This window comes from Salipaludibacillus neizhouensis (assembly GCF_002886185.1).
Taxonomy (GTDB): Bacteria; Bacillota; Bacilli; order Bacillales; family Salisediminibacteriaceae; genus Salipaludibacillus; species Salipaludibacillus neizhouensis.
The window spans coordinates 2,431,681-2,451,548 of the sequence record NZ_KZ614146.1 but is presented as its reverse complement, the minus strand read 5'-3'; the positions used below and the strand labels follow the sequence as shown (position 1 = coordinate 2,451,548).

19 protein-coding genes and 1 riboswitch are annotated in these 19,868 nt (G+C 37.9%); of the genes, 14 read left to right on the top strand and 5 right to left on the bottom strand.

All coding sequences use genetic code 11. The features are described 5' to 3' along the window. Positions 1-35 precede the first annotated feature (35 nt). Complete coding sequence (locus CEF18_RS11540) at positions 36-848, bottom strand: YqhG family protein (RefSeq protein WP_183040889.1); 813 nt, start codon at positions 846-848, stop codon at positions 36-38. Then, positions 835-2,511, bottom strand: a complete 1,677-nt coding sequence (locus CEF18_RS11535) for a DEAD/DEAH box helicase (protein WP_110936609.1) — start codon at positions 2,509-2,511, stop codon at positions 835-837. Before CEF18_RS11535 ends, CEF18_RS11540 begins: the two co-directional genes overlap by 14 nt. 182 nt (positions 2,512-2,693) lie before the next feature. Next, positions 2,694-2,800, top strand: a riboswitch (glycine riboswitch). Between the two features lie 201 nt (positions 2,801-3,001). Here CEF18_RS11535 and gcvT point away from each other — a divergent pair. From gcvT to gcvPB, 3 genes are read left to right on the top strand one after another with little or no spacing between them, the layout of a single operon-like run. After that, entirely contained in the window at positions 3,002-4,096 is a 1,095-nt protein-coding gene (gene gcvT / locus CEF18_RS11530) for a glycine cleavage system aminomethyltransferase GcvT (protein WP_223292290.1), read from the top strand. A gap of 22 nt (positions 4,097-4,118) precedes the next feature. Continuing rightward, positions 4,119-5,465, top strand: a complete 1,347-nt coding sequence (gcvPA, locus tag CEF18_RS11525) for an aminomethyl-transferring glycine dehydrogenase subunit GcvPA (RefSeq protein WP_110936607.1) — start codon at positions 4,119-4,121, stop codon at positions 5,463-5,465. Further along, complete coding sequence (gene gcvPB / locus CEF18_RS11520; protein ID WP_110936606.1) at positions 5,462-6,925, top strand: aminomethyl-transferring glycine dehydrogenase subunit GcvPB; 1,464 nt, start codon at positions 5,462-5,464, stop codon at positions 6,923-6,925. Before gcvPA ends, gcvPB begins: the two co-directional genes overlap by 4 nt. 223 nt (positions 6,926-7,148) lie before the next feature. Here gcvPB and CEF18_RS11515 read toward each other — a convergent pair whose 3' ends face one another. Further along, on the bottom strand, positions 7,149-7,523 hold the full coding sequence (locus CEF18_RS11515) for a rhodanese-like domain-containing protein (RefSeq protein WP_110937674.1): 375 nt from the start codon (positions 7,521-7,523) through the stop codon (positions 7,149-7,151). Between the two features lie 452 nt (positions 7,524-7,975). Between CEF18_RS11515 and CEF18_RS11510 the strand changes: the two genes are divergently transcribed. The 3 genes from CEF18_RS11510 to CEF18_RS11500 all read left to right on the top strand — a co-directional run bounded on the left by CEF18_RS11510 (position 7,976) and on the right by CEF18_RS11500 (position 12,526). Continuing rightward, positions 7,976-10,531, top strand: a complete 2,556-nt coding sequence (locus CEF18_RS11510) for a vitamin B12-dependent ribonucleotide reductase (RefSeq protein ID WP_110937673.1) — start codon at positions 7,976-7,978, stop codon at positions 10,529-10,531. A 247-nt stretch (positions 10,532-10,778) separates the two neighbouring features. Beyond that, positions 10,779-11,204 carry a transcriptional regulator MntR gene (gene mntR / locus CEF18_RS11505; protein WP_110936605.1) on the top strand — a complete coding sequence of 142 codons (426 nt, stop codon included), beginning with the start codon at positions 10,779-10,781 and terminating at the stop codon, positions 11,202-11,204. 431 nt (positions 11,205-11,635) lie between these two features. Further along, positions 11,636-12,526, top strand: coding sequence for a patatin-like phospholipase family protein (locus CEF18_RS11500; RefSeq protein WP_110936604.1), 891 nt, complete (start codon positions 11,636-11,638; stop codon positions 12,524-12,526). A 23-nt stretch (positions 12,527-12,549) separates the two neighbouring features. Here CEF18_RS11500 and CEF18_RS11495 read toward each other — a convergent pair whose 3' ends face one another. Further along, the gene (locus CEF18_RS11495; RefSeq protein WP_110936603.1) at positions 12,550-13,359 is read right to left on the bottom strand and encodes a hypothetical protein; all 810 of its coding nucleotides are present in this window, start codon (positions 13,357-13,359) and stop codon (positions 12,550-12,552) included. 68 nt (positions 13,360-13,427) lie between these two features. Next, the gene (locus CEF18_RS11490) at positions 13,428-13,805 is read right to left on the bottom strand and encodes an SA1362 family protein (RefSeq protein ID WP_110936602.1); all 378 of its coding nucleotides are present in this window, start codon (positions 13,803-13,805) and stop codon (positions 13,428-13,430) included. Between the two features lie 248 nt (positions 13,806-14,053). On the opposite strand from CEF18_RS11490, the gene CEF18_RS11485 reads away from it, so the two are divergent. The 8 genes from CEF18_RS11485 to spoIIIAE all read left to right on the top strand — a co-directional run bounded on the left by CEF18_RS11485 (position 14,054) and on the right by spoIIIAE (position 19,853). Next, on the top strand, positions 14,054-14,551 hold the full coding sequence (locus tag CEF18_RS11485) for a YqhR family membrane protein (protein ID WP_223292289.1): 498 nt from the start codon (positions 14,054-14,056) through the stop codon (positions 14,549-14,551). Positions 14,552-14,677: 126 nt separating this feature from the next. Next, entirely contained in the window at positions 14,678-15,748 is a 1,071-nt protein-coding gene (locus CEF18_RS11480; RefSeq protein WP_110936600.1) for a M24 family metallopeptidase, read from the top strand. 22 nt (positions 15,749-15,770) lie between these two features. Beyond that, the gene (gene efp / locus CEF18_RS11475; RefSeq protein ID WP_110936599.1) at positions 15,771-16,328 is read left to right on the top strand and encodes an elongation factor P; all 558 of its coding nucleotides are present in this window, start codon (positions 15,771-15,773) and stop codon (positions 16,326-16,328) included. Positions 16,329-16,587: 259 nt separating this feature from the next. Beyond that, positions 16,588-17,502, top strand: coding sequence for a stage III sporulation protein AA (gene spoIIIAA / locus CEF18_RS11470; protein WP_110936598.1), 915 nt, complete (start codon positions 16,588-16,590; stop codon positions 17,500-17,502). After that, positions 17,499-18,011 carry a stage III sporulation protein SpoIIIAB gene (spoIIIAB, locus tag CEF18_RS11465; protein WP_110936597.1) on the top strand — a complete coding sequence of 171 codons (513 nt, stop codon included), beginning with the start codon at positions 17,499-17,501 and terminating at the stop codon, positions 18,009-18,011. Before spoIIIAA ends, spoIIIAB begins: the two co-directional genes overlap by 4 nt. Before the next feature lie 25 nt (positions 18,012-18,036). Next, a complete protein-coding gene (gene spoIIIAC / locus CEF18_RS11460) occupies positions 18,037-18,243 on the top strand; it encodes a stage III sporulation protein AC (RefSeq protein ID WP_110936596.1) in 207 nt (68 codons plus the stop codon). A gap of 15 nt (positions 18,244-18,258) precedes the next feature. Further along, positions 18,259-18,663, top strand: a complete 405-nt coding sequence (gene spoIIIAD, locus CEF18_RS11455; RefSeq protein WP_110936595.1) for a stage III sporulation protein AD — start codon at positions 18,259-18,261, stop codon at positions 18,661-18,663. Then, positions 18,663-19,853, top strand: coding sequence for a stage III sporulation protein AE (gene spoIIIAE / locus CEF18_RS11450; protein ID WP_110936594.1), 1,191 nt, complete (start codon positions 18,663-18,665; stop codon positions 19,851-19,853). Before spoIIIAD ends, spoIIIAE begins: the two co-directional genes overlap by 1 nt. Positions 19,854-19,868: the final 15 nt, after the last annotated feature.

Here is a 19,868-nt window from a genome sequence, read left to right as displayed (position 1 = left end):
ACCTATTATTCGAGAAGCCCCCACTTCAACATTCGTTAGAATTTAAGTGGTGGGTAGTTCACTGGATGACTGTTTAAGTAAAACATGGCGCCATTTTCAATGGATAAAGTGACATAGGGCTGAAATTGTTCACTAATCGTTTGTTTTTCTTTCTCATAGGTTTCATTACTTGATGTTTCACTAGTGTAAAATTGTTCAAGAAGTTTTAAATCAACATTCATTTTTGTTATGGCCTCATCTGCCCAATGATGTGTTTCTTTTTCGACACTGGACACAAGATAGTGCTGTATTCGCTCAATGCCAGAAGATTCTTTCACCAAAGGTGATAAAGTAAATGTGTAATGAGGCAACTGACTGTCAATTTTCCAATTCTGAACTAGATCATGAAAGTCGTTTAACATTTCTCCCGTAATTAAACTTAATCCGATAGAAAAAAAACGATTTTTTTTGAGATGGCTGTGATAGTTGATAAATCCGTTCAAACAAAGCCACGGTTTCAAAGGAACAGACTGTAGTTCCGGCTGCACTTGTTCATAGAAACGGCCGAATTTCCCTTTTTGGATGGCGAGTGAAAATAGCTGTCTAAGCCTAGGAGAGCCATAATGTATAAACTCAGTTTTTTTATCATCGTTCATTTTTGACGAATCAGTTTCAATCTTTAGTTTAAAAGGACTCGGTTGTCCGTTCATTTTTTCAATGTAATGCCAATAAAAAGGACGATTCATTATTTCTTTATCAATTTCATTCGATAACTGCACCTCAAAAGCTGTGGAGGAGAGGGGCTGAATGGAGCATCTGTTTTCTTGAAAAAAGTCAGATAAAAATAAATGGATATCAGCTTGTTGCATGGCGATTCTCTCCTTCATTTTTTTCTAGCATTAAAGAAGCAAGATGTTCCATCTTTATCCGTATTTCTCCTTCCGTCTCGGAGGAAGAAAAGGTAGATGAAAGGTACTCTTGAACACTTTGCTGATTAAACTTCTCTAAAATATGATCTAATTCTCCAATAACACCTTCGAATAATCCAATTTTTTTGTAGAGTAACTGTAAAATATGATTTTCTATCGTATTTTGGATGGCAAGATGGTAAATGTATACATCACTCTCTTGTCCTAAACGGTGTAATCTTCCTATTCTTTGTTCAATTCTCATCGGATTCCATGGGAGATCGTAATTAATAATTCGGTGGCAAAATTGAAGATTGATCCCTTCTCCACCGGCTTCTGTTGCAATCAAAACTCTTGCATGGTTTTTAAAGAGTTGTTTCATCCAGTCTTTTTTCCCTCTTTTAAAACCACCCCGGAATGGCACAGAAGTGATACCATTTTGCGATAAGTACCATTGAAGATACAGTTGCGTAGCTCGATATTCCGTGAAAATGACGACTTTTTCATCCTCTTCCCATGAGTTAATTAAATCAACGACTTTTACTGCTTTAGGGTGAGCCGGAAGCTCATGTAAAGCGACCATGATGGATTGCATTTCTTCTACAATAGTTGGCGAAGGAGAATCCATTTTTTCAAGTGTTTGTTTGAGTGTCATAAAAGCAGCCTCTCTACTTGAACAGAGTTCCCTTTGCATCGTTAACGTGAGCAAACCACCCTGTAGCGGATTGGATTCTTCTTTTAACGGTGTTTTCAAATTCGTAATCGAGTCATAAACCTTTCTTTCTGCTTCAGAAAATTCAATAGGGATTGTTTTTACAATACGTTTTGTCCACTTCATATTGGTTGTTTCACGTCTGTTACGTACCATCACTTTTTGAATAAGCTGCTGGAGCTCATCATTTTTATTGCCAGATTTATAAAGAGAAGAAAACGTTTCTTCAGAACCTAAATAACCTGGTTTTAACAAAGAGATCAAATAGTAAATTTCCGACAATTTATTTTGAATCGGAGTTGCTGTTAACAATAGGCAGAATTTATTATTCAGTTGCCTGGCAAATTGGTAATTTTTTGTGCGTTTATTTTTCAACTTATGAGCTTCATCAATAATAATCATATCGTAATCAATTGTTTTGATCGTTTCTGCATGTGGTTCCTTTTTCGCAGTGTCAATAGACGTCACCATAACATCTACGGATTCCCACTGAGGTTTCTTACGCTGCTCCACAGCAGGTATGAAAAATTTTTCATTTAATTCCTGACACCATTGTGTCACAAGGGAGGCTGGAGAGAGAATGAGTACCTTTGATACTAGTCCTCGAATCATATATTCTTTAAGAATTAAGCCAGCTTCAATTGTTTTTCCTAACCCTACTTCATCAGCAAGAATAGCTTTTCCATGCATCTCTTCCATCACTTTTTTGGCAGTCTCCATTTGATAGTCATGAAAAGTAACATGAGGAAGGTGCTTTGGAGTAACTAATCCTTTGAAATCGGAAATAACCATTTCTTTCATTACTTGTACTCCCATATTATAGTGTTTCCAAGTAGAAAGTGACCCTGGCTGAGAGAGGGCTTCAGAAAATTGTTCGCCCCATTGATGGTCTCGCTGTATCATTACGTCCATAGCAATCTTCCTTTCTCATATAAAGTACCTATTTAAACGTGTGAAAAATTGTAATATTATAATGACTATTGCCATGAAAAAAAGAAAAGTGTTAATATAGAGTAAAGTTATTGAAAGATGTCTGTTTCCTAGTATGAACAAAATGTGTTTGTTTCATGAATCATACAATCCAATAATTGCGAATGAAAATATGGGGAGAGAATGTTCCGTACGTAAATGAACGGACCATCGCCGAAGGAGCAAGCGTCTTTGACGTGAATCTCTCAGGCAAAAAGACTCTTATTGGACGCAGCTCTGGAAAGAATCTGCTCAAGGCAGAACACCCATGGGGACACTTTTATAAGCCGTTTGCTAGTACGTTTCTAGCACACAGCGATATTAAATAAAACGAAACTCTCAGGTACACAAGACAGGGACATGTTGCTTACAGGCATGTTTCTGTCTTTTTTTGTATGTTTAATTTTTAAAGAATTAAATGGAGGTGCTAGCATTGGCAGGAAAACAAACGCCGCTATTTGCGGAGTATAAAGAATCAAATGGAAAGACAATTGATTTTGGTGGATGGGATCTTCCAGTTCAATTTTCCAGTATTAAAGAAGAGCATCATGCGGTACGTTCAAAGGCTGGTCTTTTCGACGTTTCTCATATGGGAGAGATTCGTGTCACAGGAAAAGGAACCATGGACTATTTGCAAACAATCTTAACTAATAATGTGAAAAGAGCGAAAATTGGTGCTTGTCAGTATAATGCCATGTGTTATGAAGATGGTGGGACGGTAGATGACCTTGTTATCTATAAGTTTTCCGAGGAAGAAGTTCTGCTCGTTGTGAATGCTTCTAATATTGAGAAAGATTTTGAGTGGCTGAAGCAACATGCTAACACTGATGTAAAGGTGGAAAATGAATCAGAGCACTTTGCCCAGTTAGCGATTCAAGGGCCACTCGCAGAAAATGTTGCTCAAAAGTTAACAAAGACGGATTTATCCGAGATAACATTTTTTAGGTTTAAGTCAGAAGTAAATTTTGCTAATAAATTGGTTTTGATCTCCAGAACCGGCTACACAGGTGAAGATGGATTTGAAATCTATTGTTCTCCAAATGATGCCGTCCACTTATGGAGGAGTATTCTAAGCGCCGGGGAGTCAGAAGGGCTTTTACCTTGTGGACTTGGAGCTCGGGATACATTGCGTTTTGAAGCAAAGCTTGCACTATATGGCCAAGAATTATCGAAATCGATTACGCCTGTAGAAGCTGGAATAGGTTTTGCAGTGAAAACAGATAAAGAGGAAAACTTTCTCGGTAAAAACGTATTGAAAAGGCAGAAAGAGCTAGGTGCTAAAAGAAAACTGGTTGGACTTGAGATGATGGATAAAGGAATTCCAAGAACGGACTATGAGGTATTTTATAAGGAGAAAAAGATTGGTTTTATTACAACTGGAACACAATCTCCAACGCTTCAGAAAAATATCGGATTGGCCTTGATTGACTCTGAATATAAAGAATTAGGCACAGAAGTGGAAGTACAAGTAAGGAAGCGTCGTTTAAAGGCTAAGGTTGTAAGTACGCCGTTTTATAAACGGTCTTAATGTAACGAAGGGGGATAAGAAGATGGAAAAATTTCGTTATTTACCAATGACGGAGAAGGATCAGCGCGACATGCTTGATACAATCGGTGTTAGTCAAGTGGAAGAACTTTTTCAAGATATACCGGTAGAAGTGCGATTTAAAGGTGATTTAAACATTGAAAAAGGCTTGGATGAAATAAGTTTAATTAAAGAAATGACAAGATTGGCAACTAAGAATAAAAATATAAAAGAATATCCATCTTTTTTAGGAGCAGGCGTATATGAGCATTATATTCCGACCGTCGTTAACCATATGCTTCTTCGCTCCGAATTCTATACTGCTTACACACCATATCAGCCGGAAATCTCACAGGGAGAACTTCAAGGGATTTTTGAGTTTCAAACGATGATTTGTGAGTTAACGGGCATGGAGGTGGCGAATTCATCGATGTATGACGGCCCAACAGCTTTAGCCGAAGCGGCGATGATGAGTGCAGCGCAAACAAAAAAGAAGAAAATACTTGTTTCTAAAACCGTTCATCCCGAAGCACGTCAAGTGTTAAAGACAAGTGCAAAAGGACAAAACCTTGAGGTAATTGAAATTGATGACAAGGACGGGATGACGGATTTAGAGCATCTAAAAGCAGAATATAATGACGATACTGCATCAGTGATTGTCCAATATCCCAACTTCTTTGGGCAAATAGAAGATCTTGAAACGATTGAAAAGATTACTCACCAGAAAAAGGCATTGTTTGTTGTTTCTTCCAATCCATTAAGCTTAGGTGTGCTTCAGCCGCCTGGCAACTACAGCGCGGATGTTGTTGTAGGGGATGCACAACCGTTCGGAATTCCAACACAATTAGGTGGTCCTCATTGTGGATATTTTGCGGTAACAAAGAAATTAATGAGGAAAGTTCCAGGAAGATTAGTCGGTCAAACAACGGATGATCACGGGCAACGTGGTTTTGTACTTACCTTACAGGCTAGAGAGCAGCATATAAGACGCGATAAAGCGACAAGTAACATTTGTTCAAACCAAGCATTAAATGCGCTCGGAGCTTCGATAGCAATGAGTGCAATCGGAAAAAAAGGAATCAAGCATATGGCAACTCAGAATGTTCAAAAAGCCCACTATGCTAAAAATAAGTTGCAAGAAGAAGGAGTTGAGGTGATAACAGACCAACCTTTCTTCAATGAGTTTGTAATTAAGCTACCAAAAGCCATAAAAGACGTAAACAAAGAACTTCTTGATCACGGTATCATCGGTGGTTTGGACTTATCCAGGTTCTATAAAGAGAAAGAAAACTTGATGTTAGTGGCTGTTACAGAGTTAAGAACGAAAGAGGAAATGGATCAATTTGCGTCAGTATTGGGGGGAGTCAAATGAACAACAAAAATCAAGCATTGATTTTTGAATTAAGTAAAGAGGACAGAATTGGGTACAGTCTACCCGAGCTTGACATTGAAGATATAGAACTCAGTAAACTCATACCAAAAAAATTTCAACGGCAAGAAAGTCCTGAATTGCCTGAGGTTTCCGAGCTACAAATTGTTAGACATTATACAGCACTTTCGAAACGAAATCACGGGTTGGATTCAGGTTTTTATCCACTAGGATCATGCACAATGAAGTATAATCCTAAAATTAATGAAGATGTAGCCAGGTTCCCAGGGTTTGCACATTTACATCCATATCAGGATGAGTCTACAATACAAGGTGCATTAGAACTCATGTACAAGCTCCAACGCTCCTTAGAAGAGATTACAGGCATGGATCAGGTGACATTACAACCAGCAGCAGGTGCTCATGGTGAATGGACAGGTTTAATGCTCATTAGAGCTTATCATGAAGCTAATGGCGATCATAAACGGACAAAAGTCATTGTACCTGATTCTGCCCATGGTACAAATCCTGCTTCAGCAGTAGTGGCTGGATTTGAATCGGTCACAGTAAAATCCAATGATCAAGGTCTTGTAGATTTGGATCATTTACGAGAATTGGCTGGGGATGATACTGCCGCCCTGATGCTTACTAATCCTAATACACTTGGATTGTTTGAAGAACAAATCGTTGAAATGACAGAAATCATTCACGAGGTAGGCGGTAAAATTTATTACGATGGGGCAAACTCGAATGCTATTTTAGGAATAACACGACCAGGTGATATGGGATTTGATGTAGTACATTTAAATCTTCATAAAACGTTCACTACACCTCATGGGGGTGGCGGTCCGGGATCAGGCCCAGTGGGAGTTAAAAGCGATCTCGTTCCTTATCTGCCAACACCATTAGTAATGAAAGATGGGGAAACATATCGTTTGGAGTTTGACATTCCTGAGTCGATCGGGAGGGTGAAACCATTCTATGGTAATTTTGGAATTAATGTTCGTGCCTATACGTATATCCGGACGATGGGACCTATAGGATTAAGAAAGGTATCTGAATATGCGGTTCTTAACGCAAATTATATGCTTCGAAGACTTGAACCTTATTTTGAGACGCCGTATAAGCAACATTGTAAACATGAATTTGTTATATCCGGTAAGCGTCAGAAAAAACTAGGCGTAAGGACGTTAGATATCGCTAAAAGATTGTTGGATTTCGGATATCACCCACCAACCATCTACTTTCCGCTTAACGTGGAAGAGTGCATGATGATCGAACCTACCGAAACGGAATCGAAAGAAACACTGGACGAATTTTGTGATGCAATGATCCAAATTACAAAAGAAGTTGAAGAAACGCCGGAAGTCGTTCAAGAAGCTCCACATCATACAGTCATTGATCGTTTAGATGAAACAACAGCAGCAAGAAAACCAATTTTAAGATATATCACTGAAGCTTGAAGAAGTAATTGCCAGGAATTTTAGAGCGGGAAGCTCAAACAACAACTGAATGTTTCGGTGGATGGTCGATTCAGCGTCGATGGCGAAGGCAGAGACATGGCCTTTTCCCGAGGAATCTGAAGAGTCCCTTAGTTTGAAGGAGTATATACGCTATTCTATTAAAAAAGACCGGCTACCTGGAGCTTTAGCACCATGAGTAGCCGATCTTTATATAAGCCGGAAGTTATTTTTTAATTTTTCCAGTCCATTGACGAAATCCACCTTTTAATTGGTTGATATCTTCTGCTCCACGTTTTTTACGGATAATTTTTGCAGCTTGAGCTGTTCTCGTTCCATTCTGACAATAAAGGTATACTGGTTTATCAGGACGAATCTCTGTTACTCTTTGACGCATTTGGGACAGTGGAATATTTCTTGCGCCCAATATGTGTCCGCCTAGAAATTCTTTCTCTTCCCGGACATCAATTAATTGCGCTTTTCGATAATTTTCTCTAAATTTTTCTTGATCGAGCGTTTTTAGGTACTTCGGTTTCTTAGTACGAAGCACTATGATTACTACTAGTACAACAGTTACTGCAATTAATAGCCAAATACTCATATCCATGTTAAAATTGCCACTCCTTTTAGTTCGCTGGATGGTTTCCTTTATAAATGATAAACGTAATTTGGTGAATTGGCAAACGATTCCGTTTGATTTTAAGAAAAAGAATAAAAGAATAACCTGATAGAAGGTAAAAGAATGCAAACCCCAAATTTTTTGGTTATTGTCATATTATCGAATATTATGTCTCGATAGCTTGAGTTTCCTCTTTTTTATAGAGTTTTATAAAGTTGACAAAATGAATAAAAGAAACCCACACGTCTATATATGGTGTTACCTACAAAATAAACCACACTATATATTGATAAAATAAAGATGCTATGATATATTGAAAAAGGAAAAGAACGAGGTATCTAACTTTGGATACCTCGTTCTTGATTGAAGTAAACATCTAGATGTATACATACATTGCATTATATATAAAGGAGCGAAAGCCTGTGACAACATTTATGTCGAACAAAGGGATTAATGTGGAGGAATTGAACCGTGATATCGAGCAATTTCCACAAGTGTTCCCAATCACCCCTGACATGAAATTAAAACAAAGCGGTGTCTCACGTTTAGTCATGTTAGATCGTTACACATTCAAAGATACAGAGAAAAAGACGTTGAAAGTAGGAGATTTTGTTGTTTTAACAGTGAAAGCAGATCCAAAGTTTCCAGCAAGAGGTTATGGATATGTTGTCGAGTTAAACTGGGAAGAAAGCCGAGCTAAAATTTCAGTTGAAGAAGAATTTTTAGGTGTCTTAGATGAGGAAGAAAAACAAACCGGAATTGTGGACAGGTCGTTAGATACGATTGATAAACCATTGGAAGTATATTATGAACAAATAGCTAAGAGAAATGCGCGTGGCCTCTCTAATGTAGAAGTCGATCCTCAAAAACGGGATGAATCCTTTGAAAAGTTTTATTACGAGTTAGTAAATATGAATTTTGTTCCAGCGGGCAGAGTTTTGTATGGTGCAGGATCTGGCACGGATGTAACTTACTTTAATTGTTACGTTATGCCATTTGTAGCGGATTCAAGAGAAGGTATTTCTGAACACCGGAAACAAGTGATGGAGATTATGAGTCGCGGAGGCGGGGTTGGGACGAATGGTTCAACACTGCGCCCTCGTAATACATTGGCCAGAGGGGTAAATGGAAAATCTTCAGGGTCAGTCTCATGGTTAGATGATATCGCTAAGCTGACACACCTTGTTGAACAAGGTGGAAGCAGACGTGGAGCTCAAATGATCATGTTGTCTGATTGGCACCCGGATATATTGGAATTTATTATCTCTAAGATGCAAAATCCGCGGATTTTACGTTATTTGTCTGAAAATAGTGAAGATGTGCAAATAAAACGTCTGATTCAAGAAAAATTAAAATTCACACCTTTATCCGAAATAGAAGAAGCGATGTATCAAAGTATTGCTAATTATAAAAACATCGAAGGCCAAGGTGGTTTCGACCGTAAAATAATTGCTGAAGCTGAATCAAAGCTGCGCGCAGGCGGGAACTACTCGGTGAACAATTCTGAATTCCTGACAGGTGCAAATATTTCTGTTTGTATTACAAAAGAATTCATGGAAGCTGTTGAGAATGATCAGGAATATGAACTGCGTTTTCCTGACGTAGAAAATTATACTAAAGATGAGATGGAAGCCTATAATCGTGATTGGCATGAATATGGTGATGTTAGAGAGTGGGAAGCATTAGGTTTTGGTGTTCGTACGTATCGAAAAATCAAAGCAAAAGAGCTTTGGAATCTAATTAACATTTGTGCCACTTATTCTGCAGAACCGGGAATATTCTTTATTGATAACGCCAATGAAATGACAAATGCACAGGCATACGGGCAAAAGGTAGTCGCTACTAATCCATGCGGAGAGCAACCACTTGCTCCATATTCCGTGTGTAACCTTGCAGCTGTGAACCTTGCAGAGATGGCCGATATAGATCAAAAAGTTGTCGATTTCAAGAAACTTGAACAAACAGTAGCTACTGGAGTTCGAATTCAAGACAACGTGATTGATGCAACCCCTTATTTTTTAGAGGATAATACAAAGCAAGCTAAAGGTGAGCGTCGTGTTGGTCTAGGGGTAATGGGGCTTCATGATTTACTTATCAATACGGAAACAGTTTACGGTTCAGAAGAAGGTAATGCTTTGGTTGATAAAGTTTTTGAAACAATTGCTACCACTGCTTATCGGACAAGTATCGAGCTTGCAAAAGAAAAAGGAAGCTTTCCGTTTTTAGAAGGTTCTTCTGAAAATGAAACGAACTTTTTACGGCAAAAGTATACTCAAACTGGTTACATGAAAAAAATGCCAGAAGATATTCTTGAAGGGGTTAAAGAGCATGGAATTAGAAATTCTCATCTTTTGACAGTAGCTCCAACTGGATCAACAGGAACGATGGTCGGTGTATCAACGGGACTGGAGCCATATTTCTCTTTTTCTTATTTCCGAAGTGGACGTTTAGGAAAGTTTATTGAGGTAAAAGCAAAAATTCTTGAAGATTATTTAGATAGACATCCGGAGGTGGACCCAAACAATTTACCGGAATGGTTCATTTCCAGTATGGAATTGAGTCCCGAAGCCCACGCGGATGTTCAGTGTATCATTCAGAAATGGGTCGATAGTTCATTAAGTAAAACAGTAAATGCGCCTAAGGGTTACACTGTTGATCAAGTGAAAAGTGTCTATGAACGACTTTATAAAGGCGGAGCAAAAGGTGGTACTGTTTACGTGGATGGTAGCCGAGATTCACAAGTGCTGACATTAAAAGCTGAGGATAACGATGATTATACAGTTGATTTAACTGGTGGCGAAGCTGAAGATGAACAACATAAAAAACCAGTTGTCTTAGTAGAAACAATCTCTGATTTACGATCTACTTCTGTAACATTTGGAAGTGAAGTCGGAGATACTTGTCCCGTATGCCGTAAAGGGACAGTAGAAGACATCGGCGGTTGTAATACGTGTACGAATTGTTCGGCTCAACTAAAGTGTGGATTATAAGGAAAGAATTAAAGGTTCTAAGGGTTAAATAAAACCCTTGGGACTTTTTTTTGCTAGAATTCTTTCAAACCTTAATAATTACAAAAGCAACATAATAGAAAAAAAGTCATCACGTGTATTTATTATGTATTCTCTAGCAACGTGAAAAGCACCTTTTTAGGGGTTTGTATGGAGAGTCGGTTTTATTTATAGTATAATTATCTTAGCTTTAGAGTATATCGCAACTTAAGATTTTGGAGGGACCTTAATGCCAACGCCTAGTATGGAAGATTATTTAGAACGAATATATATACTAATAGAAGAAAAAGGATATGCTCGAGTGTCCGATATAGCAGATGCCCTTCAGGTTCATCCCTCATCGGTAACGAAGATGGTGCAAAAATTAGATCTCAACGAGTATTTGATCTATGAAAAATACCGAGGATTGGTGCTGACTGCTAAAGGAAAAAAAATCGGCAAACGCCTTGTGTATCGCCACGAACTATTAGAGGATTTCATGCGGGTTATCGGTGTGGATGAAAAAAACATTTATGGCGACGTAGAAGGAATTGAACATCATCTAAGTTGGGATGCTATTGACCGTATCGGAGACTTAGTACAATATTTTGAAGAAAAGTCAAAGCGGGTAGATGATTTAAGAAGCATTGAAAAACAAAATAATGAGATTAAATAACGAGACTGGACTTATTGAAGTGAAACATTCAATAGTCCAGTTTTTTTGAATGATGAATTTATTTAACTTTCTGTTATTTTTCAAGCCTCTCATCAGAAACAATAACGGTTACCTAAACTGCCTGTATAAAAAGATGTTGTTTGGCAGAATCCGTGAGACTCCTGTGGAAGAATGATTCAAGAGAGACCCCGCAGAGCATTCGTTTGCTCGAGGAGGCTCGCGGATCATCCACGGAAAGCGAGCGGTAATTCTTCCAAACAACCCTCCGTGATAATAAATCAACTAATTCACCAAGTTTGATAATACAAATTATTAATTTCTAACGAAATGTTGTAACAATTCAAATTTAAAATCGCATTAGGAACCTCAAGTTTTTTTGTCATTTTATTCACTTAATAAAATACACTTAAACTAAAAGGAGGAATCCTCCAATGACTCAAGTAGACGCAGTTTTTGCTGGTGGCGGTATAAAAGCAATGGCTTTTGTTGGTGCATTAGGTACATTAGAACAAAAGGGGATACACATAAATCGGGTTGCTGGAACTAGTGCAGGTGCTCTAACAGCGGCGTTTGTTAAAGCTAATTATACAAATGATGAAATGTATCAGCTCTTTACCCAATTGGATATGAACCAATTTCTTGACCAAAATCCTTTTAGCACCGTCTTTCCATTTCTACGGTGGATTCAGTTATACAAACGTATGGGTCTATATAAAGGGAAAGTATTTGAAGACTGGGTCGCTAGTGCTTTGTATGAGAAAGGAATTAGAACTTTCGGTGATCTGCCATCGGGAACTTTGAAGTTGGTTGCCTCGGATTTAACAAATGGAAGATTTATCGTTTTGCCAGATGATTTGCCGCGTTACGGAATAGACCCGGTAACGTTTTCTATCGCAAAAGCTGTGAGAATGAGCTGTAGTCTGCCTTTCTTTTTCGAACCAGTTAAATTAAAAGGAGAAGACGGAAAAGAATCGTTAATTGTAGACGGAGGGGTGTTAAGTAATTTTCCGTTATGGTTATTCGTGAGGAAAGGGATGAAAGCGGAACGCCCTGTATTAGGAATGAAACTTTCTCCTGAATTTGATCAGTCGCCACCTAAAGAAATACCAAACGGTCTATCTATGCTGACTTCAATGTTTGATACGATGAGAAAGGCCCATGATCAACGATATGTTTCTAAGTTTCATGCAAAAGATATTATATTTATCCCGGTCAATGAAATAACGGCAACACAATTTAAAATGTCCGATGAAGAAAAAGACAGGTTAATTCAGCTTGGAGCTGAATCAACCCGAAAATTTCTGGCTAAATGGTCGTATTAGAAGAAATCAGTTTATAAAAAGACTTAGGCAGTATCTCCTCTCTTACTTTGCTGGCCATAAAGTTTTGTGCTAAAAAGGAGGAGTGGAATGAGAAAAGTTATCCATAATCCTGCTAGAAAACCTAAGAGTGAATAATACAAGGTGAAAATAACAGGATTGAATAAGAAAAATAAGTGAGACAAAATCAAACCTGATGATCCAATCATTAACGCAATCAGTTTGCTCATCCCTGAACTGGTTGTAATGCTAATTCTTAATTTATATTGTTCAAGAGCAATCCCGATGCCCGACCCAAGAAGTAAACCGGGTAATATAAGAAAATCATTCTGCGGATAAATCAGGATACCTATAAAGATAGGAACAATAATAGCGAACCCAAAAACATATCGTTCAGGCATTGCTTCTATCCAATCAAAACTTCGGTAATACATATAACTAATAAAACCGCCTATTAATATTCCTCCTACAATGGAGAACACTGGAGTACCTTGAAGAAGCAAATAGATGACACTAATGAACAAAGGTGGTATTAAACACATAATTATCTCCACTTGTCTTCTCACTAGTGGAATAAATATCGAGAATAATGTCATAACTGCTTGTATGTGCGGGTGAGTTAACGGGAGTAATTGGTCATTAGTATACAAGTAAGGGAGATACATCGTGATGATATAACCCAGCGAAAGCGAGAATATAGTTAAATATAAGGCTTGAAAACCGATCTTTTTACTTATTGTCCAATATATAATACCTACCAGTACAAGAAAACTAATCAATAACCACTCAGACCAGACACTGTGAATTAAAAAAGGGCTTGAAAATGGAGGAATCATTTATCCCAGTCCCCTTTCCAATAATAATTTGCGAAAAAATGAAAAATGATAAAGAAAAAAACCAAGCATTAAAATAAAGCTCGGCTCTTTTTTTTGTTCTTTTTACCTTCAATAACAGTTAACTTAACATCAGACTGACGTTTAACTAACGGGCGAGAGATGGACTTTTTCTTTTCTTTTTGCTTCTTCTTGAAGGACGCAGTTGGTTTACGGCTTTGGGTTTGCTTGATTTGCTGGCTTCTTTGTTGCGTGAAAGAAGCTTGGTTACCCATAAGTCTTGGAATTATAAATTTCTTCATCACTAGGAGAAGTATTGCAACAATACCGACCGTCACTAAAATTTGAGTGAAAAATTGAGTTGGATTTGTAAATAGTTGCATTCCTATACCAAAGATGGCAAACCCAATAATCACTAGGATGATCGGATGAAAAGAACGACGGAACATGTCTCAACACCTCTATTCAATATTATGGATGAAACTTTTCTTTATTCTATTCCTCGTTGCTTTCGACCGCTTACACTTTCTTTCTATTTTACATTAGAAAACGAATTCTAACCATCTAAATATAAAGATCTTATTAAAAATATTAATTATTATATAACTATTCCCATATTGAAGTTGAATTACACCTAATATTGTTTTGCTGATAAATTATTCCCTAAATGGATACACTAATTTTCGAGGTGAAGTCAATGGGAAAATTAGAACAAAATGAACAAGAAGCAAGTCAATCTTTTATTTCTACAGTTGCTGTAATAGGTTTTGTAGGTGGAGCATTATGGAGTTTAGTGGCTTACTTCGCCTATACGTTTAAGTTTATTCCATTCGGACCTGCAGTCATTTTAGAGCCGTGGGCATTAGGAGATTGGAAGACTGGAACTTTAGGACAATGGTTGGGTATTTTGGCCATTGCTATAATATCGATTGGTGTAGCATTTTTATATAGAGTTTTACTTGCAAAATTTAATTCTATATGGCCTGGAATCGTTTTTGGTTTTGTGTTATGGCTTGTTGTATTTGTAGTATTGCATCCCTTGTTTAATACCATAGACCCTATTACCGAAATGAATCGTAATACTTTAACAACCTCTATATCGCTTTATGTAGTTTATGGCTTGTTTATAGGGTATTCCGTTTCATACGAGTACCACGAACGCACAGTTCATGAGGGTGAGTCTATCCAAGAATAAGCTCCTGTGGTAGAATGTTCTATGGAACATTCTATTTTTTTGTCTAAAAAATGCCTGTATGCTCAGGTCTTTCGATGATTTACAATTTCTTATCAGAATCGCATGGTTTGCAAGGAGGACGAAAGGATGAAAAAACTGGATCAATTACGAAATCAATTTTCCGAGAAAAATATAGACGGTTTAATCATTGCCAGTGACACGAATCGTCGTTACCTTACTGGCTTTACCGGGACCGCAGGAGTAGCGGTCATTTCAGAGAATAAAGCAACTTTTATCACGGATTTTCGATATGTTGAGCAAGCAGAAAGTCAAATTAATGGATTTAATATCGTTCAACATACAACCCCGATACACGAAGAAGTAGCGAATCAAGTCAAGGAAATGGGAATTACCAGGTTAGGATTCGAAAAAGACCAACTTACCTATAGTGAATATGATACATATAAAAAAGTGCTAGGATCAGCAGAATTTATGCCTGTAAGCGGTATGGTCGAGCAGATGCGCTTAATTAAAGATTCCAAAGAATTGAGCATTATTCAAGAAGCTGTTGATATTGCAGATGCAGCATTTTCACACATTCAAGCTTACCTTCGTGCCGGTGTAAAAGAGATTGATATTTCAACTGAACTTGAATTTTTTATGAGAAAACATGGGGCAGTATCCTCTTCATTTGATATAATTGTAGCATCTGGACAACGTTCTGCACTTCCCCACGGGGTTGCAAGTTCTAAAGTTATTGAGAAGGGTGAACTTGTAACGTTAGACTTTGGCGCTTATTACAAAGGATATTGTTCTGATATTACTCGAACAGTAGCCATAGGTGATCCAAATGAAGAACTAAGAAAAATATATCAAACAGTGCTTGAAGCACAAATACGTGGTGTAAATGGAATTAAGCCGGGTATGACTGGTAAAGAAGCGGATGCATTAACCCGTGACTATATAACAGAACAGGGATACGGACAGTACTTTGGCCATTCCACTGGTCATGGCATGGGTATGGAAGTTCATGAAGGACCTGGTTTATCTTATAAATCAGATAAAGTATTAGAGCCAGGCATGGTTGTCACCGTAGAGCCTGGTATTTACGTTGCGGGTATCGGTGGCACAAGAATTGAAGATGACATTGTTATTACTGAAAGTGGAAATGATATTTTATCAAAATCTACCAAGGAACTACTCATTTTAGGCGAGTAGCTTAATACTTAGGAGGAAAAAAATGATCTCAGTAAACGAATTTAAAACAGGATTAACAATTGAAGTGGATAATGATATTTGGTCAGTAGTAGAGTTCCAACATGTGAAGCCAGGTAAAGGGGCGGCATTTGTTCGTTCGAAACTTCGAAGTATGCGAAGCGGTAATATTCAGGAAAAGACATTCCGTGCGGGTGAGAAAGTTGAAAAAGCTCATTTGGAAAACAGTAAAATGTCGTATTTATATTCAAGTGGAGATGTTCATACATTTATGGATACATCTTCTTATGAACAGTTGGAATTATCATCAGATCAAATTCGCCATCAGTTAAGGTATTTAATAGAAAATATGGAAGTGCAAATTCTAACCTATGGTGATGAAATCTTAGGTGTGGAAGTTCCTAATACCGTTGAATTAAAAGTTACGGATACTGAACCAGGAGTAAAAGGCGATACAGCTTCGGGCGGTACAAAACCAGCTACTGTAGAAACAGGATTGACGGTTCAAGTGCCATTCTTTGTAAACGAAGGCGACACGTTAATTATTGATACACGTGAAGGGAAATATGTTTCAAGAGGTTAGTTAAAAGAAGCTGACATTAGGCTTTCTCTTTGTTTGAGGGGAAGTATAAAAAAACAAGATAGTGTTATTTACAAAAGACTGCGTATCCGGCTTAAACGCCCTGGATACGCAGTCTTTTTTTTGTTGTCTGCTACTCAGGCAGACAAATTTCTTGTAATCGAGGTTTGTCTTTTTATTGTTGTAATAATTAGGACAAGGATTCATATATTTCATTATAGACACGAAGGAAAATTTTTAGGTATAGAAAGGAAATGTCGCAATGAGAGAAATATTTCATATTCTACCAACAATCATAAAAGATTATGTGGAAAGGTATCCTGCGGAAGACAGAGAAAATATGGAAGAAATTCGCTTACGAATAGGCAGACCAGTTGAGATTGTGGGTTTGAAAAGTAAAACTAAGAATCATCCTCCAATTTTCACAGAAAAGGATGCTTCTCAAATGATGTCTTTATTAAGTCAGCACTCCTTATATCGATTAGAGGAAGAATTAAAAAGAGGCTATATAACTATTCCCGGAGGCCATCGCGTTGGAATTGCCGGAAGAGTGGTCATGGATAAAGGACATGTAAAAGGATTGCGTGAAATTGGTTCCTATAATATTCGAATTGCAAAAGAAAAACAAGGTGTGAGTGATGATTATATCCGTGAATTATACAGGAGAAATCACTGGACAAACACGTTAATAATAGGGCCTCCGAAGACTGGAAAGACAACATTATTACGAGATTTAGCCAGGAAAATAAGTCTAGGCATGCCTCAAATAGGGATTCCAGCTAAAAATGTTGCCATTGTCGATGAAAGATCTGAAATAGCTGGTTGTATTCATGGTATTCCTCAACATCATTTCGGTACGAAAGTAGATGTGTTGGATGCGTGCCCTAAAGCTGAAGGGATGATGATGATGATTCGCTCCATGAGTCCGGATGTACTGGTTGTCGATGAGATAGGCAGAGAAGAAGATGGAAGAGCAATGATGGAAGCTATTTATGCAGGAGTCACTGTTATTTCAACTGTTCATGGAACGACGTTAGAAAATGTTAAAAAACGTCCTACTATAAAGGCCTTGTTGGAAGAATCGGCTTTTGAAACAATTATTGAAATTTCGGCTGTAGGCAAAAAAGGTGTATTCAAATATCTAGATAAAACGGAACCTGGAGTCATCTCAAGATGATATGGATAGGAGCAATATTTATTGTTTTGGCTTCAGCACTGATAGGCATGGAACTATCAAAAAGGTTGGAAAGAAGAACGTTGTTACTAAGGCATATGAAGGTTGCTTTAGAAACCTTTGATACAGAAGTAGCATTTGCAATGATGCCATTATCTGAAGCGCTTATTCAAATTTCTCGGCAATTACCAGACCCCGCGAAGCAATTTTTGTTTAGTGTCGGCGAACGGATAGGCGAAAACAGGGGATCTGTTGTGGAGATCTGGGAAGAAGAACTTGATTTATGGAAAAAAAATATTGATCTAAATAACCAGGATATTGAAGTAATAAGGCAATTCGGTCAGACATTAGGAAAACAAGATTTAGAGGGGCAGCGTAAGCAAATTCAGCTTACCCAATCTTACTTGACGCATAGAGAGCAAGTGGCAGTTGACTCTCAGAAGACATATCAGTCTATGTATCGGAGTTTAGGTTTTTTAGGCGGATTACTGTTAGTAATTATGTTGCTGTAATGGAAAGCAGTGAGGGGGAAGTCCAATGGCCAATGATGTAGGTCTAATATTTCAGATAGCCGGGGTTGGAATCGTTGTTGCCATGATTCATACCGTATTAAAACAGATGGGGAAGGAAGAAATTGCGAATTGGGTGACGCTGATCGCATTTGTCCTTGTTCTTTACATGGTGGCAACAGTGATTGATGATTTGTTTACGAAAATCCGCTCTGTGTTTTTATTTCAAAGTTAGGAGGGAGGTAGTGGGATGGAAATCATTCAAATAGTAGGTTTAGGAATGATTGCCACCTTCCTAGCTATCATCGTCAAAGAGCAGAAACCGGTGTTTGCTCTTCTTATTACCGTCTTCACAGGAGCAATAATCTTTATTTTTCTGATCGATAAAATAGCAGTTCTTTTTCAAACGCTGGAAGAATTGGCGGAGAATTCAAATGTAAATATGATTTACGTCCAGACTATCTTTAAGATTATTGGAATTGCATATATCGCAGAGTTTGCTGCTCAGATCGCTCGGGACGCTGATCAAGGTTCCATCGCCTCTAAAATAGAATTGGCTGGGAAAATACTCATATTGGTTATGGCAATCCCAATTATCAGTGTCATTATTGATACGATATTAACGCTTATTCCGTCGGCCATGGGGGACGTTTAATGAAATATTTATTCGCTATGTTAGGATGTGCGATTATTTTTCTTCTGAGTGAAGGTTGGACAAGTATTGTCTTTGCAGAGGAAGAAACAACTCCAATAACAGAAGAAGAGATGGTGGAAAAGCAGTTAGGTTCGTTAGATATTAGTGAGGTAATGAATTTTTGGGACAGTCTTCAGGATGAGTATGGAGGTTTTTTACCGGAAATTGAAAGAGATAATCTTAAGGACTTAATCGGAAACACTGATAATTTATCATTCAAAGGCTGGTTAACCGGGTTCGCTTCCTATTTTCTTCATGAAATAGTAGCGCAAGGAAAACTACTTGGAACCTTAATCTTGCTCACTGTATTCAGTATGATCCTTGTCCAACTTCAGCAAGCTTTTGAAAAACATCAAATTAGCAAAGTCGCCTATGCGGTTACGTACATGGTATTAATCATCATTGCCTTAAATAGTTTTTATTTAGCGATGGAATTAGCGGAAACAACAATTTCTACGATGAGCAATTTCATGATGGCGATTATCCCTCTCATATTAGTTTTGATGGCCTCGGTTGGAAGCGTCACGTCCGTTGCTCTTTTTCATCCGATCATCATGTTTATCGTTCACACGACTGGTTTATTTGTGCAGTATTTTGTATTACCTCTTCTACTTTTATCAACGTTACTTTCGATCGTTAGTACGATGACGGAGCATTATAAAGTGTCTAAACTGGCTGTCCTTTTAAGAAATATATCGATTGGGAGTCTGGGGATTTTCCTTACTGTATTTCTAGGAGTTTTATCTGTGCAAGGTGCGACAGCCGCTGTTGCAGATGGGATAGCGATTCGGACAGCTAAATTCGTTACAGGAAATTTCATTCCAGTAGTAGGAAGGATGTTTACGGATGCAGCAGATACTGTAATGGGAGCTTCGTTATTATTGAAAAATACAATCGGGGTGCTCGGTTTGGTGATGCTGTTACTCGTTTGCATTTTTCCCGCTTTGAAAGTCTTGGCGTTAGGAATGATCTATTCTTTTTCAGCAGCTGTATTACAACCGCTTGGCGGGGGTCCGATCATCGAATGTTTATCTATCATAGGAAAAAATGTGTTATTGATTTTTGCAGCTTTAGCAGCAGTTTCATTAATGTTTTTTTTATCTATTACGATCATTGTAATATCCGGAAATCTATCCATCATGATGAGGTAATAAGAGGTGATGTGC

Bases quoted from the DNA above. Each gene is read 5' to 3' on its own strand.
- CEF18_RS11495 (WP_110936603.1), bottom strand. From the start codon at position 13,359: ATGATTCCTCCATTTTCAAGCCCTTTTTTAATTCACAGTGTCTGGTCT.
- mntR (WP_110936605.1), top strand. From the start codon at position 10,779: ATGCCAACGCCTAGTATGGAAGATTATTTAGAACGAATATATATACTA.
- gcvPB (WP_110936606.1), top strand. From the start codon at position 5,462: ATGAACAACAAAAATCAAGCATTGATTTTTGAATTAAGTAAAGAGGAC.
- CEF18_RS11485 (WP_223292289.1), top strand. From the start codon at position 14,054: ATGGGAAAATTAGAACAAAATGAACAAGAAGCAAGTCAATCTTTTATT.
- CEF18_RS11535 (WP_110936609.1), bottom strand. From the start codon at position 2,511: ATGGACGTAATGATACAGCGAGACCATCAATGGGGCGAACAATTTTCT.
- gcvPA (WP_110936607.1), top strand. From the start codon at position 4,119: ATGGAAAAATTTCGTTATTTACCAATGACGGAGAAGGATCAGCGCGAC.
- spoIIIAA (WP_110936598.1), top strand. From the start codon at position 16,588: ATGAGAGAAATATTTCATATTCTACCAACAATCATAAAAGATTATGTG.
- spoIIIAB (WP_110936597.1), top strand. From the start codon at position 17,499: ATGATATGGATAGGAGCAATATTTATTGTTTTGGCTTCAGCACTGATA.
- spoIIIAC (WP_110936596.1), top strand. From the start codon at position 18,037: ATGGCCAATGATGTAGGTCTAATATTTCAGATAGCCGGGGTTGGAATC.
- efp (WP_110936599.1), top strand. From the start codon at position 15,771: ATGATCTCAGTAAACGAATTTAAAACAGGATTAACAATTGAAGTGGAT.
- CEF18_RS11490 (WP_110936602.1), bottom strand. From the start codon at position 13,805: ATGTTCCGTCGTTCTTTTCATCCGATCATCCTAGTGATTATTGGGTTT.
- CEF18_RS11515 (WP_110937674.1), bottom strand. From the start codon at position 7,523: ATGAGTATTTGGCTATTAATTGCAGTAACTGTTGTACTAGTAGTAATC.
- CEF18_RS11540 (WP_183040889.1), bottom strand. From the start codon at position 848: ATGCAACAAGCTGATATCCATTTATTTTTATCTGACTTTTTTCAAGAA.
- CEF18_RS11480 (WP_110936600.1), top strand. From the start codon at position 14,678: ATGAAAAAACTGGATCAATTACGAAATCAATTTTCCGAGAAAAATATA.
- spoIIIAE (WP_110936594.1), top strand. From the start codon at position 18,663: ATGAAATATTTATTCGCTATGTTAGGATGTGCGATTATTTTTCTTCTG.
- CEF18_RS11510 (WP_110937673.1), top strand. From the start codon at position 7,976: ATGTCGAACAAAGGGATTAATGTGGAGGAATTGAACCGTGATATCGAG.
- spoIIIAD (WP_110936595.1), top strand. From the start codon at position 18,259: ATGGAAATCATTCAAATAGTAGGTTTAGGAATGATTGCCACCTTCCTA.
- CEF18_RS11500 (WP_110936604.1), top strand. From the start codon at position 11,636: ATGACTCAAGTAGACGCAGTTTTTGCTGGTGGCGGTATAAAAGCAATG.